General features: G+C 66.8%; 16 protein-coding genes. 11 read left to right on the top strand and 5 right to left on the bottom strand.

What is annotated here, in order from left to right; genetic code table 11:
- Positions 1-58: 58 nt before the first annotated feature.
- The 10 genes from ACSFA7_RS15345 (at position 59) to ACSFA7_RS15300 (ending at position 8,810) form a co-directional block, all read left to right on the top strand.
- Positions 59-1,084, top strand: a complete 1,026-nt coding sequence (locus ACSFA7_RS15345) for an ABC transporter ATP-binding protein (protein ID WP_435500160.1) — start codon at positions 59-61, stop codon at positions 1,082-1,084.
- A gap of 57 nt (positions 1,085-1,141) precedes the next feature.
- Positions 1,142-2,410: an ABC transporter substrate-binding protein gene (locus ACSFA7_RS15340; RefSeq protein ID WP_435500159.1), complete on the top strand. Its 1,269-nt coding sequence runs from the start codon at positions 1,142-1,144 to the stop codon at positions 2,408-2,410.
- Between the two features lie 16 nt (positions 2,411-2,426).
- Positions 2,427-3,344, top strand: a complete 918-nt coding sequence (locus tag ACSFA7_RS15335) for an ABC transporter permease (protein ID WP_176656408.1) — start codon at positions 2,427-2,429, stop codon at positions 3,342-3,344.
- Between the two features lie 2 nt (positions 3,345-3,346).
- The gene (locus ACSFA7_RS15330; RefSeq protein WP_435500158.1) at positions 3,347-4,237 is read left to right on the top strand and encodes an ABC transporter permease; all 891 of its coding nucleotides are present in this window, start codon (positions 3,347-3,349) and stop codon (positions 4,235-4,237) included.
- A gap of 63 nt (positions 4,238-4,300) precedes the next feature.
- Positions 4,301-5,425 carry a sterol desaturase family protein gene (locus ACSFA7_RS15325; RefSeq protein WP_435500157.1) on the top strand — a complete coding sequence of 375 codons (1,125 nt, stop codon included), beginning with the start codon at positions 4,301-4,303 and terminating at the stop codon, positions 5,423-5,425.
- On the top strand, positions 5,422-6,213 hold the full coding sequence (locus ACSFA7_RS15320; protein ID WP_435500156.1) for a YaeF family permuted papain-like enzyme: 792 nt from the start codon (positions 5,422-5,424) through the stop codon (positions 6,211-6,213). Before ACSFA7_RS15325 ends, ACSFA7_RS15320 begins: the two co-directional genes overlap by 4 nt.
- Positions 6,214-6,218: 5 nt before the next feature.
- A complete protein-coding gene (locus ACSFA7_RS15315; protein WP_435500155.1) occupies positions 6,219-7,451 on the top strand; it encodes a BaiN/RdsA family NAD(P)/FAD-dependent oxidoreductase in 1,233 nt (410 codons plus the stop codon).
- Positions 7,452-7,562: 111 nt separating this feature from the next.
- Positions 7,563-7,775, top strand: a complete 213-nt coding sequence (rpsU, locus tag ACSFA7_RS15310) for a 30S ribosomal protein S21 (RefSeq protein WP_007833691.1) — start codon at positions 7,563-7,565, stop codon at positions 7,773-7,775.
- Between the two features lie 109 nt (positions 7,776-7,884).
- Positions 7,885-8,334 carry a GatB/YqeY domain-containing protein gene (locus tag ACSFA7_RS15305; protein WP_206174382.1) on the top strand — a complete coding sequence of 150 codons (450 nt, stop codon included), beginning with the start codon at positions 7,885-7,887 and terminating at the stop codon, positions 8,332-8,334.
- Complete coding sequence (locus ACSFA7_RS15300) at positions 8,334-8,810, top strand: NUDIX domain-containing protein (RefSeq protein ID WP_435500154.1); 477 nt, start codon at positions 8,334-8,336, stop codon at positions 8,808-8,810. The genes ACSFA7_RS15305 and ACSFA7_RS15300 overlap by 1 nt, the downstream gene beginning before the upstream one ends.
- 16 nt (positions 8,811-8,826) lie before the next feature.
- On the opposite strand, the gene ACSFA7_RS15295 is transcribed toward ACSFA7_RS15300, so the two are convergent.
- Complete coding sequence (locus tag ACSFA7_RS15295) at positions 8,827-9,588, bottom strand: sulfite exporter TauE/SafE family protein (protein ID WP_435500153.1); 762 nt, start codon at positions 9,586-9,588, stop codon at positions 8,827-8,829.
- 101 nt (positions 9,589-9,689) lie between these two features.
- On the opposite strand from ACSFA7_RS15295, the gene ACSFA7_RS15290 reads away from it, so the two are divergent.
- Positions 9,690-10,598: a LysR family transcriptional regulator gene (locus ACSFA7_RS15290; protein ID WP_435500152.1), complete on the top strand. Its 909-nt coding sequence runs from the start codon at positions 9,690-9,692 to the stop codon at positions 10,596-10,598.
- Here ACSFA7_RS15290 and ACSFA7_RS15285 read toward each other — a convergent pair.
- From ACSFA7_RS15285 to ACSFA7_RS15270, 4 genes are read right to left on the bottom strand one after another with little or no spacing between them, the layout of a single operon-like run.
- Complete coding sequence (locus ACSFA7_RS15285; protein WP_435500151.1) at positions 10,582-11,562, bottom strand: SDR family oxidoreductase; 981 nt, start codon at positions 11,560-11,562, stop codon at positions 10,582-10,584. The genes ACSFA7_RS15290 and ACSFA7_RS15285 overlap by 17 nt on opposite strands.
- On the bottom strand, positions 11,559-12,461 hold the full coding sequence (locus ACSFA7_RS15280) for a bile acid:sodium symporter family protein (protein ID WP_435500150.1): 903 nt from the start codon (positions 12,459-12,461) through the stop codon (positions 11,559-11,561). The genes ACSFA7_RS15285 and ACSFA7_RS15280 overlap by 4 nt, the downstream gene beginning before the upstream one ends.
- A 17-nt stretch (positions 12,462-12,478) precedes the next feature.
- Positions 12,479-13,807 (bottom strand): flavin-containing monooxygenase, encoded by a 1,329-nt coding sequence (locus tag ACSFA7_RS15275; RefSeq protein WP_435500149.1) that lies wholly within the window; start codon positions 13,805-13,807, stop codon positions 12,479-12,481.
- Positions 13,807-14,628, bottom strand: a complete 822-nt coding sequence (locus ACSFA7_RS15270) for an SDR family oxidoreductase (RefSeq protein WP_435500148.1) — start codon at positions 14,626-14,628, stop codon at positions 13,807-13,809. Before ACSFA7_RS15270 ends, ACSFA7_RS15275 begins: the two co-directional genes overlap by 1 nt.
- Between the last annotated feature and the right edge of the window lie 76 nt (positions 14,629-14,704).

The following is a 14,704-nucleotide window of genomic DNA, read 5'->3' as shown; positions in this document are numbered from 1 at the left end:
TGGCATGGAGCGTGCTTAGACGGTGCATGCCCGTCACCCGCCCGTTTTCCGCCCGGCAATGAACGCTGCCGCTCCGCTTCCGCCCGCCGCGGTCGAGATCGTCGCGCTCAGCAAGCGCTACGCCCCCGGCACGCCGGCCGCCGTCGATGCCATCGACCTGCGCATCGCCAGCGGCAGCTACTGTTGCCTGCTGGGCCCCTCGGGCTGCGGCAAGAGCACCACGCTGCGCATGATCGCGGGCCACGAGTCGGTCACCAGCGGCGACATCCTGCTGGACAACCGCAACATCACCAACCTGCCCGCGGCCGCGCGCGGCACGGCGATGATGTTCCAGAGCTTCGCGTTGTTCCCGCACCTGTCGGCCACCGACAACGTGGCCTTCAGCCTCAAGATGAAAGGCGTCGGCAAGGCCGAGCGCCAGAAGCGTGCGCGCGACCTGCTGGCGCGGGTGGCGATGGGCCACCTGGCCGAGCGCAAGCCCGGCGAACTCTCCGGCGGCCAGCAGCAGCGCGTGGCACTGGCGCGCGCGCTCATCACCGAGCCGCGCGTGCTGCTGCTGGACGAGCCGCTGTCGGCACTCGATCCGTTCCTGCGCATCCAGATGCGCGCCGAGTTGCGGCGCTGGCAGAAGGAACTGGGCCTGACCTTCGTGCACGTCACGCACTCGCAGGAAGAAGCCATGGCGCTGGCCGACACGATGGTGGTGATGAACCACGGCGTGATCGAGCAGGTCGGCTCGCCGCACGAGATCTACAACCACCCCGTCAACGAATTCGTGGCGCGCTTCATGGGCGGCCACAACGTGATCGACACGCCCGCCGGACCGATTGCGGTGCGCAACGACCACATGCGGATCGCGCCGGGCCCGGACGCCAACGGCCTTGCCGCCGCGGTCACCGACGTCGAGTACCAGGGCACCTACGTGCTGCTCGGCCTGGCGCTGGAAGCCGCCGCGCCGGAACGCCGGAACGTGTCGGTGCTGCTGGGCGAAGCCGCGTTTCTCGCAAGCCCCTATGCGCAGGGCGAGACGGTTCGCCTGTCGTGGGCCGAGGCCGATGCGCGTGCGCTCGCCGTGGCCCCCTGATCTCTTTTCCCAATTTCCCTTCGTTCGCCATTTCTTTTCTTCTACGGAGACCCTGCCATGACCGATCCCATCGACTCGTCCACCGGCGTCAAGCGCCGCACGCTGCTGCAAGGCACCGCCGGCATCCTGGCCACGGGCATCGCACCCTTCGTGCACGCACAGGAAAAGATCGTGCTGCGCTACCTGGGCACCGCGGTGAACCAGGACAAGGCGATTGCCGAGAAGTTCAAGGCCGACACCGGCATCGAGATCCAGTACGTGGCCGTCACCACCGACGACGTGACCAAGCGCGCCGTGACCGCGCCCAACAGCTTCGACCTGATCGACACCGAGTTCTTCTCGCTCAAGAAGATCGTGCCCACCGGCAACCTGAAGGGCATCGACACCAAGCGCGTGAAGAACGCCGCCAAGATCACCTCGCTGTTCACCAAGGGTGAAGTGGGCGGCAAGAAGGTGGGCGACCAGGGCACGGCACCCATCAAGGTGATCTACCTCGAAGGCGAGAAGAGCAAGGCGTTCGCCAAGTCACCGACGCAGTTCATGTCGCTGATTCCGACCACCTACAACGCCGACACGCTGGGCATTCGCCCCGACCTCATCAAGCGCCCCATCGGCTCGTGGGCGGAGCTGCTGAACCCCGAGTTCAAGGGCAAGGCCGCGATCCTGAACATTCCCTCGATCGGCATCATGGACGCCGCGATGGTGGTGGAGGCCAAGGGCATCCACAAGTACGCCGACAAGGGCAACATGACCAAGGCCGAGATCGACCTGACGATCAAGACCCTGATCGAAGCCAAGAAAGCCGGCCAGTTCCGCGCGCTGTGGAAGGACTTCAACGAATCGGTCAATCTCATGGCCTCGGGCGAGGTGGTGATCCAGTCGATGTGGTCGCCCGCCGTCACGGCCGTGCGCGGCAAGGGCATCGACTGCACCTTCCAGCCCCTGAAGGAAGGCTACCGCGCCTGGGCCTCGGGCTTCGGCCTGCCGGCCACGCTCTCGGGCAAGAAGCTCGATGGGGCCTACGAGTTCATCAACTGGTTCCTCGACGGCTGGGCCGGCGCGTACCTCAACCGCCAGGGCTACTACAGCGCCGTGCTCGACACCGCCAAGACCAAGATGGAAGCCTACGAGTGGGCCTACTGGATGGAAGGCAAGCCCGCCGCGCAGGACATCAAGAGCCCGCAGGGCGATGTGATCGCCAAGGCCGGCGCGGTGCGCGACGGCGGCAGCTACGAGCAGCGCATGGGCGGCATCGCGTGCTGGAACGCGGTGATGGACGAGAACGAGTACATGGTCCGCAAGTGGAACGAGTTCGTCGCGGCCTGAGCTCGCTCCTGATTCCGTGAGCGCTCCCGCCACCCGCGCCTCCGCCGCCGCCGACCCGCTCCACACCGTGAAGGCGTGGTGGCAGGCGGCGCCGTTCGCGCTGGTGTTCCTGTTGTTCTTCCTGATTCCACTGGCGCTGGTCGCGATGGTCAGCCTGTGGAATTTCAACGAGTACGAGCTGATCCCCGCGGTCACGCTGCGCAACTACCTGAGCCTGTTCGAGGGCTGCTCGCACCTCACCGACAACGGCGACCTGTGCGTCACGCTCAACACATACCTGAGCACCTTCAAGTTTTGCGTGCTGGTGTGGGGCATCACGCTGCTGGTCGGCTTTTCGGTCGCGTACTTCCTCGCTTTCCACGTGCGCTCGTCGACCATGCAGACGGTGCTGTTCGTGCTGTGCACCGTGCCCTTCTGGACATCGAACGTGATCCGCATGATCTCGTGGGTGCCGCTGCTGGGGCGCAACGGCCTGGTCAACCAAGCGCTGATGGGCGCGGGCCTGGTGAACCAGCCGGTCGAGTGGCTGCTGTTCTCCGATTTCTCGGTGGTGCTGGCCTTCGTGCACCTCTACACGATGTTCATGATCGTGCCGATCTTCAACAGCATGATGCGCATCGACCGGTCGCTGCTCGAAGCGGCGAGCGACGCGGGCGCCTCGGGCTGGCAGACGCTGTGGAACGTGGTGGTGCCGCTGTCGCGCACCGGCATCCTGATCGGCTCGATCTTCGTCATCACCATCGTAATGGGCGACTTTGTGACCATCGGCGTGATGGGTGGGCAGCAGATCGCCTCGATCGGCAAGATCATCCAGGTGCAGACCTCGTACCTGCAGTTTCCGCTGGCCGCAGCCAACGCGATGATCCTGCTGGCGGTGGTGCTGATGATCATCTGGGGCTTGACCCGGCTGGTCGACATTCGCAAGGAACTCTGACCATGCAGACGCCCATCAGCGCGCAGCGTGCCCCCGGCTTCTGGCCCCTGGCGATCGTGTTCGCCTTGTTCGTGCTGTTCCTCTACGGCCCGATGATCACGATCTTCGTGCTGAGCTTCCAGGGCCCCGAGGGCGGGCTGACCTTTCCGCTGCGCGGTGTCTCGCTGCACTGGTTCTATAAGCTGGCCGAAGGGCTGGGCACGGTAGACATCGGCGCGGCCTTCAGGCGCTCGCTGGCGCTGGGCGCCGTGGTGATGGCCTTCACCGTGGTGCTGTCGGTGTTGGCCGGGCTCGCATTCCGCAAGAAGCTCAAGGGCGGCAACGCGCTCTTCTTCGTGACGGTGGCGAGCCTGATCATGCCGTCGATCATCATTTCGCTGGGCATCGGCCTGCAGTTCCGGCTGCTGGACACCGGCATCAAGGGCGTGCTCACGGCCGTGGACGCCACCACGCTGCTCGAAGGCTACGGCACGGCACTCGGCCTCCTCAGCTCCGCCCTCGGCGCGCACCTGACGTGGACCCTGCCTTTCGGCCTGCTCATCATGTTCGCGGTGTTCAACCGCTTCAACCCGGCCTACGAGGAAGCTGCGCGCGACCTCGGCGCCACACCGTGGCAGACCTTCCGCTTCGTGGTGCTGCCGCTGATCGGCCCCTCGGTCGTGGGCATCGGCATGTTCGGCTTCACGCTGTCGTGGGATGAGATCGCCCGCACCTCGCAGGCCATCGGCGACGTCAACACGCTGCCGCTCGAACTGCAGGGGCTGACCTCGACGGTCACCACGCCGTCGATCTATGCGCTGGGAACGGTGACCACGGTGGTCTCGCTGCTGGTCATGGCGGTGGCATTGGGCGCGGCCTCGCTGCTGCGGCGGCGCGCCATTCGGCCTATGTGAGTGTTTTCCTACAGCCGCCTAAAATCGCGCTCCAACAAAAGCGCAAGCTAGAGAGAGGCGGACATGCTCGACAAACTGAATGATTTCACGGGAAGCCACGGCGAGCTGCAGCGCGGCCGCGGCCTCGTCACCGGAACCATCGCCTTGAGCCTGGGCATCCTGTGCTTCCTCGGCGTGCTGGCCTTCCACTTTCCGCAGTACCTCACCACGCCCGAGCTGCGCAAGAGCTACAACGTCGACCTGATGCGCTACATCCTGCTCACGGCGCTGGTCATCTCGGGCGGACTCTCGCTGGTCAACATCATCTTCAACCGTTCGCGCTGGCTCTCGTCGGCCGCGTTCCTGCTGGTGGCGGCGTCGGCGCTGCTCGGCGGGCACAAGGTGCCGGTGCACGACTTCGCGGACAACACGCCGTACATCGGCCTCGACTGGTTCATCCTCGACCTGCTCGGCTCGTCGCTGATCTTCATCTTCATCGAGAAGCTGTTCGCGCTGCGGAAAGACCAGCCGGTGTTCCGCGAAGAGTGGCAGACCGACTTCCACCACTTCGTGGTGAACCACATGATCGTGGGCTTCGTGCTGCTGGCCACCAACCTGATGGTGCACAAGCTCTTCGGCTGGGCTGCCAACGACGGCATCCGCGGCTGGGTGGGCAACCTGCCGTTCTGGGCGGGCATTCTGCTGATCATCCTGGTGGCCGACCTCGTGCAGTACTGGACCCACCGCGCGTACCACGAGGTGCCGGTGCTGTGGCGCCTGCACGCGGTGCACCACAGCGTGAAGAGCATGGACTGGATGGCGGGCTCCCGCCAGCACATCCTGGAACTACTGATCACCCGCACGCTGGTGCTCGCGCCGATCTACGTGCTGGGCTTCAGCAAGGAAGTGATCGATGCCTACATCGTGGTGGTCGGCTTCCAGGCGGTGTTCAATCATTGCAACGTGAGCGTGCGCCTGGGACCGCTGCGCTATGTGATCGTGACGCCCAACTTCCACCATTGGCACCACAGCCAAGACATCGAGGCGCTCGACAAGAACTATTCGGCGCACTACGCCTTCCTCGACTACCTCTTCGGCACCGCGGTCAAGAGCACCAAGCTCTGGCCCGAGAAATACGGCGTGCTGGGCGACTACGTGCCCAACGGCTTCTTCAAGCAGTTGAAGTTCCCGTTCGTCTGGAAAGGATGATGCGCGCCGCTCTTCGTGCCGCCGCGCTCGTGGCCGTGGCGGGTGCCGCGCTGCTGCTTTCGGCCTGCGCCACCCGGGTCGACCTGCCCTCCAAGGACTCGGGCCTGCGCCTCAGGGTACAGAGCTCGGTCATCGCGCCGGGCAACGGCGGCGAGCTCATCACGGCCAGCGCGCTGGAGCCCGGCGACATCCTGCTGAGCTCGATCGCCACGGTCAATTCCTTCGGTATCCGGCTGGGCACCTTCTCGCCGGTGAGCCATGCGCTGCTGTACCTGGGCGACGGGCTGATCGCCGAGGCCGTGGGCACCGGCGTGCGCGCGCGGCCGCTGGCCGACGTGGTGGCCGAGGAACAGATGGTGGTGGCATTCCGCGTGCCGGGGCTCGATGCAGCGGGCGTCGCCAAGCTGCGCGCCTGGGCCAATTCGCAGGTCGGCACGCGCTACAACACCACGGGCGTGCTGCTGAACGCGCCCTTCGTGCTGAACCGGCGCCTCTGCGAGCTGCCGCTGATCCCGTCCTCGGTGAGCAATTTCTGCATCAGCGGCATGGCCATGGTGCAGTTGGGCGCAAGCCGCGACGACCAGTTCTTCTGCTCGCAGTTCGTGCTCGAGGCCTACCGGCAGGCGGGCCTGCCGATCACTGCGGCCGATCCGCGCTGGGTGAGCCCGGCCGACCTGCTGCACATGCGCGAGGGCGATGTGCCGTCCATTTCCGCCACGCAGCCGCTGCGCTACGTCGGCCACCTGAAGTACAACGCCCCGCCGCTGCTGGCGGCCGATGGGCCCTGACCGTCTTGAGCGCTTCCATTCAATTCGACGTCATCGTGGTCGGCGCCGGTGCGGCCGGGCTGTTCTGCGCCGGGGTGGCAGGCCAGCGCGGGCTCAAGGTGCTCCTGGTCGACCACAGCGAGAAGGTCGGCGAGAAGATCCGTATCTCGGGCGGCGGGCGGGCGAACTTCACCAACCGCGACCTCGACGTGCGCGCGCCCCAGCGCCACTTCATCGGCGACAACCCGAATTTCTGCCGCTCTGCCCTGTCGCGCTATGCGCCGCAACAGTTCATCGAGCTGGTGCAGAAGCACGGCATCGCCTTTCACGAGAAGCACAAGGGGCAGCTTTTTTGCGACGGCTCCTCGCAGCAGATCGTGGACATGCTGCTGGCGGAATGCGAGGCCGGCGGGGTGACGCGGTGGCAGCCGTGCAAGCTGGGGAACATTGCTTTTTCTCCGGCACCTGCTGATGCAGCGGGCGCCGGAAGCTATCGAATTGATAGCGATCGGGGTGTCATCGAGACGCCGAAGCTGGTGATCGCGACCGGCGGCCTGTCGATTCCCCAGATCGGCGCCAGCGACTTCGGCTATCGCATCGCCGAACAGTTCGGCCTGCGCATGGTCACGCCCCGCCCGGCCCTCGTGCCGCTGACCTTCGGTGGCGAAGGCTGGGCCCCGTATGCCGAACTGGCTGGGCTGGCGCTGCCGGTGCGGATCGAAACCGGGGCCAAGAAGGAAAAGATGGCCTTCCTCGAGGATTTGCTGTTCACCCATCGGGGCCTTTCCGGTCCGGCGGTGCTGCAGATTTCGAGCTACTGGAAGCCGGGCGCCCCGCTCACCATCGATTTCGCGCCCGGCACGGACGTGGCCGAGGCGCTAGGCGAAGCCAAGCTACGCTCGAAGAAACGCATCGCCAACGAGCTGTCCACGCTGGTGCCCTCCCGGCTGGCGGACGCCTGGGTCGGGCAGGACCCAGCCCTGCAGCGCCCCGTCAACGAGGCGGCCGACAAGGCGCTGGCGGCGCTGTCCGAGCGCATCGCCCGCTGGCAGATCACCCCGAGCGGCACCGAGGGCTACAAGAAGGCCGAAGTCACCGCCGGCGGCGTCGACACCCGCGATCTGTCGTCCCAGACGATGGAATCGAAGCAGCCGGGCCTGTATTTCATCGGCGAAGTGGTCGATGTGACGGGTTGGTTGGGCGGATACAACTTCCAATGGGCCTGGGCAAGCGCCCATGCGTGCGCAACCGCGCTATAATCTCGGGCTAACTTCTGGCCTCCCCTCAACGGCCGCAAAAGATTTTCAGTTGAGGAACCCCGGCTTTGGGCCTCGATCTCCCCGAGCCAACTTCAGTTCAACGATTCATCAATGACCACCATCCGCGTTAAAGAAAACGAGCCCTTCGACGTCGCTCTGCGTCGCTTCAAGCGCACCATCGAAAAGCTCGGCCTGCTGACCGACCTGCGTGCCCGCGAGTTCTACGAAAAGCCGACCGCCGAGCGCAAGCGCAAGAAGGCTGCCGCCGTCAAGCGCCACTACAAGCGCGTGCGCAGCATGCAGCTCCCCAAGAAGCTGTACTAAGCAACGCCCAGGGCGGCTGGCCCCGACGAAAGTCCTCGCCAGCGTCCCGTTGCACCAGCCGCGCCAGGGAAACCTGCCGCGGCTTTTGTTTTTTCCGAAAGGTTGACGAATGACACTCAAAGAACAGATCACCGAAGACATGAAGACGGCGATGCGCGCCAAGGACTCCGAACGCCTGGGCACCATCCGCCTTCTGCTCGCCGCCCTCAAGCAGAAGGAAGTCGACGAGCGCGTGGAGCTCGACGACGCCATGGTCGTGGCCATCGTCGACAAGATGGTCAAGCAGCGCAAGGACTCCATCGCCGCGTTCACCACCGGCGGCCGCGCCGACCTCGCCGACAAGGAAGCCGCCGAGATCAAGGTGCTCGAGGTCTACCTGCCCCAGCGCATGAGCGCCGATGAAACCGTGGCCGCAGTGAAGGCCATCGTGGCCGAGCTGGGCGCCAGCGGCCCCGGCGACATGGGCAAGGTGATGGGCGTGGTCAAGACCCGCCTGGCTGGCAAGGCCGACATGGGCCAGGTCAGCGCAGCGGTCAAGGCCGCCTTGACGGGCGCCTGATGAGCGACAACAGCGCCAGCCCCTCCGATCCGATCCTCAAGGCCTGCGCCTGCCTGGTCGACGCACGGGGCCGGCTGCTGGTGTTCCGTCACCCCGGGGACGGCAACACACAACTGCCCAAGGGCACCATCGAGCCCGGCGAATCGCCCGAGGTGGCGGTGCGGCGCGAACTGCTCGAGGAGTCGGGCATTGACTTCACGGGCTCACTGCAATCGCTCGGCACGCTGGACCGCGAATGCGAGGCCGGCGTCGAGGGCAACACGCACCGCCACCCGCAGCTGTGGCATCTGTTCCTGATGCGCGCCGAGGGCCCGCTGCCCGAGACTTTCGAGCACATGGCCACGGGCAGCCCTGAAGAAGAAGGTCTGGTGTTTTCCTTCCGCTGGCTAGCCGCCGACGACGCCCTCGACGATTTCGCCCTGCCCTATCGCCAGACCATCGAACGCGTGCGCGCCGCCCTGCTGTCCGTCGCCTGATTGACCGATCGCCGGGTCAGGCGATGGCGCGAACCGTCATGTAGCCGCCCAGCAGCGCCAGCCCGATCAGGAAGAAGCGCTTGAACACCGCCACCGGCAGCCTATGCCGCAGCCACGTCCCGATGACCATGCCGCCGATCGCCGGCACCAGCATCGCGACCGAGCTGCCCACCGCCGCCATCGGATAGCCGCCGTTGCTCGCCAGCCCGACGCCCAGCACCACGGTCGAGGTGGTGAACGAAATCCCCATCGCCTGGATCAACGAATCGCGCTGGAAGCCCAGCGCCTGCATGTAAGGCACGGCCGGCACCGCGAACACGCCGGTCACCGCCGTCACCAACCCTGTCGCAACACCCACCAGCGGCCCCAGCCACCACTCGTGCGCCTCAGGCGCATGCAGCTGCCGCCCGGTGAGCCCCCAGAGCGCATAGGCCACCAGCGCCACGCCGAGCGCCACCGATGCCCATGCGCCCCCCGGCGCGCCGAGCCACAGCGCCCCGCCCAGCGTCCCCACCACGATCCCCGCCTGCATGCCGCCGATGCGCCGCAGCACCGCCCCGAAGCTCGCGCGCGGCCCGGTCTGCCAGATGTTGGTGACGAGCGAAGGGACGATCAGCAGCGCCGCGGCCCGCACCGGCGGCATCCAGAGCGCGAGCAGCGCCATCGACACCGTCGGCAGTCCGAGCCCGATCACGCCCTTGATCACCCCGGCCAGAAGAAATACAGCGGCAGCCGCGGCCCAGTGGCCCGCCGTCAGTTCATTGGAAAAGATCGTCATTGCCGCCGAGTCTGCAGACCCGGCGCACGACTGAAAATGCGGCATTCACGCACCCAGCCTCAGGCACAGGCTGAGGCTCCCGTGCTACCTTGTGGCCCACCATGCGATTCGATCTCACCGACCTGCGGCTCTTCATCCACGTCGTCGAGGCTGGCAGCCTCACGGCCGGGGCCGAGCGCTCGCACATGACGCTCGCCTCGGCCAGCCAGCGCGTGCGCGGCATGGAAGATGCGCTCGGCAGCCCCCTGCTCACCCGCCATGCGCAGGGTGTGCGCCCCACCGAGGCCGGCCGTACGCTGCTGCACCATGCGCGCGTCGTGCTGCAGCAGATGGAGCGGCTGCGCGGCGAGCTTGGCGAATACGGCCAGGGTTTGAAGGGCCACGTGCGCTTCATGTGCGGCACTTCGGCGCTGACCGAGCATTTGCCCGAGGTGCTGAGCCGCTTTCTCGCGGAGCATCCGCGCATCTCGGTCGACCTCGAAGAGCGCCCGAGCCCCGACACCGTCGATGCGCTGCGCGCGGGCCTGTGCGACATCGGCATCGTCTCGGACGCCATCGACAGCGAAGGCCTCGAATGCCATCCCTTCCGCCGCGACGATCTCGTACTCGTGATGCCGCGCGGCCATGCGCTGGCCGGGCGCCGACGCGTGAAACTGGCCGAAGTGGTCGACAGCGAATTCGTCGGCCTGCCCGCGGACAGCGCGCTGCAGCAACTGCTGACCGGCCACGTGCGCGCATTGGGCAAGCACCTGGCCTACCGCGTGCGCGTGCGCAACTTCGAGGCGGTGTGCCGCATGGTCGAGTACGGCATCGGCGTGGGCATCGTGCCGCAGACCGCGGCCGAGCGCTGTGCCCGCTCGATGAAGATCGCGCGCGCCTCGCTTGCCGACGCCTGGGCCGAACGCACGTTGATGGCTTGCGTGCGCTCGTCGGAAGACCTGCCGATCAATGCGCGGCGCATGCTCGAGCACCTGATCGCGCCGCCCGAAGAAGCTACGAAGAAGAAGTGACCGGCCGCCCCTGCCGCGCACGCGCCGCGACAAAAGCGTCGAAGGCTTCGCTGCTGGTCTTGCGCGGCACATAGCCGAAGCGCTCCTTCAGCGCGGTGTTCAGCAGCACCGGCCGGTAGCGCAGGAAGTCGAGCTGCGCCGGCCCGTAGCGGCTCACACCCAATGCAGATCCCACCGCCAGCGCCGCTTTGAGCACGCCGGCCGGCCAGTCGGTCGCCTGCTTGCCGAGGCGCGATGCGATCTCGTGGATGGTGAGCGCGCCGTCGCCCGCGAGGTTGTAGCAGCCGGGCGGCGCACCGCCGAGGGCATGCGCGATGGCGCCCGTCACGTCCTCGTCCCACACGAACACGAACGGGCTCGCGCTGCCGCGGATCGCGATGAGCCGCTTCTTCTCGAACAGCGCAGTGATCTGGTTGTCGACCCGCTCGCCGAGGATGGTGCCGATGCGCAGCACCGTCTGCGCGAGCGCGGGGTGCATGGCGCGGTAGTTCGCGAGCATCTCCTCCACCTGCCTCTTGTGGTCCGCATAAGCGAACACCGGATTGCCGCGCAGCGGCTGCGACTCGGTGATCCACGCCGGGTTGTCCGCGTGATACCCGTAGGCCGCGCCGCTCGACGACACCACGATGTGCCGCACACCCTGCGCCACGCAGGCTTCGAGCACATTGCGCGTTCCGCCCACATCCACCGAATGCTCGAAGACGCGGTTCGAGTCCTTGCCCGGCGTGACGATGGAAGCCAGATGCACGACCGTGTCGATGGCGTATTCGGCCAGCGTGCCGCCGATGCCCGCATCCCGCACATCCTGCTGGCGATAGACCACGCCCGGCAGTTGCCGCTCCGCCGGCACCTCGCGCACATCGAGTGCCACGAAGACTTCAAGCGATTTCCCCACCAGCGCGGCCAGCACGCCGCGCCCAAGAAACCCGTCACCGCCCGTCACGAGCACGCGGCGTGCGCTCATGGCGTCGCAGGCTTGCGCCCCCACCAGCTCGCCAGCGCAAGGCCCGCGATGATGTCCCAGAAGCCCCACACGCCTGCCACCACCGCCATGCCGCCGAGGCCTCCGAAGAAGCTGAAGATCAGCACCAGCCCGAGCCCCGCGTTACGGATGCCCACCTCGATCGACACCGCGCGCCGGTCGTAGTCACCCAGCCCGGACAGCCGCGCGCACAGGTAGCCCGTGCCGAACGCCAGCGCATCGTGGATCACCACCGCCATCAGCACCAGCCCCACGTAGTCGAGAAAGTAGCGCCAGTTGCCCGCGATCGCGCCGACGATGAAAGCGATCAGCGCGAGAAAACTCAATATGCGCGCCGGCTTCTTGATGCGCGCGGCGAGCCGCGGCAGTTGGTGCGCGCAGGCCACGCTCAGCACGAACGGAATGCCGATGATCATCACGATGTGGCCCAGCATGTCGAGCGGGTCCAGCGCAATCGTCTTGAGCAGCGCCGACGCCGTCGGATGCAGCCCGCCCCAGAACGCGAAGTTCAGCGGCATGACGACGATGGAGAGCGCATTCGAGATCGCCGTCATCGACACCGACAGCGCCACGTTGCCGCCCGCGCGGTGCGTGAGGATCTGCGAGATGTTCCCCGGCGGGCAGCAGGCCACCAGGATCATGCCGAGCGCAATGCTCGGCCCCGGCTTCAGGATCAGCGTGAGCGCGAAAGTCACGGCCGGCAACACGATGAACTGTGCGCCGATGCCCACCGCCATCGCGCCCGGCATCCGCGCCACGCGCTTGAAGTCGTCGATGCGCGTGTCCAGCGCAATGCCGAACATCAGGAAGCCCAGCACCACGTTGAGCAGCACCAGCGAGGCGGGGTTGAAGTGCAGGCGGATCTCGTCGACGGGCAGCATGGGTGTCTTGGCCTCGTTCAGCGTGGATCGGCCAGCGCCGCCGAGGCGCTGCGCACCGCCGCGCGGTAGGTGTTCTTGTGCACGTAGTACGCCATGCGTTCGAGCTGCAGGTACTTGTAGCCACCCGACAGATCGGGCGGTGGCCCCTGCACCGCCGCGCGCAGTGCGTCAGCCTTGGGCGAGCCCGCGGCCTTCGCGCGGAAGTAGCGCGCCAGCAGTTCGGCCTGCTCGTAGCGCCCCTGCCAGCCGATACCGCTCGCCTCGATCATGCCGAGCACGGCAATGCTCTCGAAGCGCGGCGAGAAGATGTTGAGGTACAGGCGTGGCGCCATGCCCTGCCAGTTGAGCAGGTCGCGGTCGATGAACGGGTAATGCAGCGCATAGCCGGTCGCGGCCAGGATCAGGTCGTACTCGCGCGCGCTGCCGTCCTTGAAGTGCACCGTGTGCCCGTCGAGCCGCGCGATGTCGCCGCGCACGCCGATGTCGCCATGACCCACGTGGTGCAGCACCAGCGAGTTCACGATGGGGTGCGACTCGTACATTCTGTAGTCGGGCTTCGGAAACCCGAAGCGCACCGGGTCGCCGGTGAACCACTTGAGCACCGTCGCATCGACCCGCTGCTTGAGCCACGGCGGCAACGGCCGCTTGCCGCCGAGCGTGTCGGCCGGCTTGCCGAACACGTACTTCGGCACGAAGTAGTAGCCGCGCCGCACCGAGATGTCGACGCTCTTCGCGTAGTGCACCGCATCGACCGCGATGTCGCAGCCCGAGTTGCCCGCGCCGACGATCAGCACGCGCTTGTCCTTGAAGAGCTCGGCGTGCTTGTAGTCGCTGGTGTGCAGCAGTTCGCCATCGAAGTGGCCTTCGAACTGCGGGCGCTTGGGTTCGGCGAGCGTGCCGTTGGCAATGACCACGCCCTTGTACTCGGCGGTTTCGGCACCGCCCGCACCCGTGTCGATGGTCACGCGCCAGCGTGTGTCCGGCGCATCGCTCACAGGCTCCACGCGCAGCACGCGCGTGTTGAAGCGAAAGTGCTCCCGCAGGCCGAAGCGGTCGGCGAAATCGCTGAAGTAGCGGCGCAGCTCGCGGTGGCTCGGATAGTCGGCCACCGTGTCGGCCATCGGGAACTCCGCGAACTCGGTGGTGCGCTTGCTGGAAATCAGGTGCGCCGAGTGATAGACCGTGGAGCGCGGGTTGTCGATGTCCCACAGCCCGCCCACATCGCTGTGCGCCTCGAAGCCTTGAAAAGCAACGCCGTGCTTCTGCAGGTTGCGCGCCCCGGCCAGGCCGGAAGGGCCGGCGCCGATGAGGGCGATCTTCTCGTGGGTGGGTACGGTGTCTGCCATCAGGTGGGTGGGTGTTTTTCGGAAAGGCCCGGAATGGAAGTAGCGCCCGCCTCGCCCACGCGCGGTTTGCGCGGCTGCCCGCGCAGCACGCGGTCGTGCAGTTTCTCGGGCAGCAGGTTCAGCAACTTCGAGAGCCAGCCAATGCGGCGCGGCAGCACGATCTGCTCGCGCCCCGCACGCACACCGGCAAGCAATTGGTGCGCGGCCTCGTCGGCTTCAAGCAGGCCCGGCATCGCGAAGCGGTTGCCCGCAGTCAAGGCGGTGCGGATGTAGCCGGGGCTGATGGTGTGCACGGTGATGCCCGTTTCGCGCAACTCGGCACGCAGGCTTTCGAGATAGCGGATCAACCCCGCCTTGCTCGCGCAGTAGGCGCCGTTGCCCGGCATGCCGCGCCAGCCGGCAATGCTGGCCACCCCGACCAGCGCGCCACGCTGCTGCGCACGCATCGGCTTCACGAAAGGCTGGAAGGTGGTGGCCGCGCCGAGCAGGTTGATCTCCAGCATGCGGCGCAGCACCGCGAGGTCATCGGCCTCGGCCGTATCGAAGCCGCCCGCCACGCCCGCATTGGCAATCACGAGGTCCGGCACGCCGGCCCTGGCCATCCAGTCGATGGCCATGGACTGCATCGCGGCGCTGTTCGACACGTCGGGCGTGTAGACCGCGCATCGCCCAGGTGCCAGCGCAGCGAGCGCATCGAGCTTCGCCGCGTCGAGCCCGACCAGCGCCACCTGCGCGCCGTCATCGATCAGCTCGCGCGCCAGTGCCTGGCCCAGGCCACCACAGGCTCCGGTGAGGACGACGTTGCGAAACGGAAGTGGCATATGCGATGGAGCAGAGGAGTGGCAAAGCGCAGTCACTTTAGCCGCGCACCCGCACCGCGCTCCCCGGCGTTTTCCC

The organism is Variovorax trehalosi (assembly GCF_051216415.1).
Taxonomy (GTDB): Bacteria; Pseudomonadota; Gammaproteobacteria; order Burkholderiales; family Burkholderiaceae_C; genus Variovorax.
The sequence above is the reverse complement of the archived record's forward strand: the minus strand, read 5'-3'. Positions and strand labels throughout refer to the sequence as shown.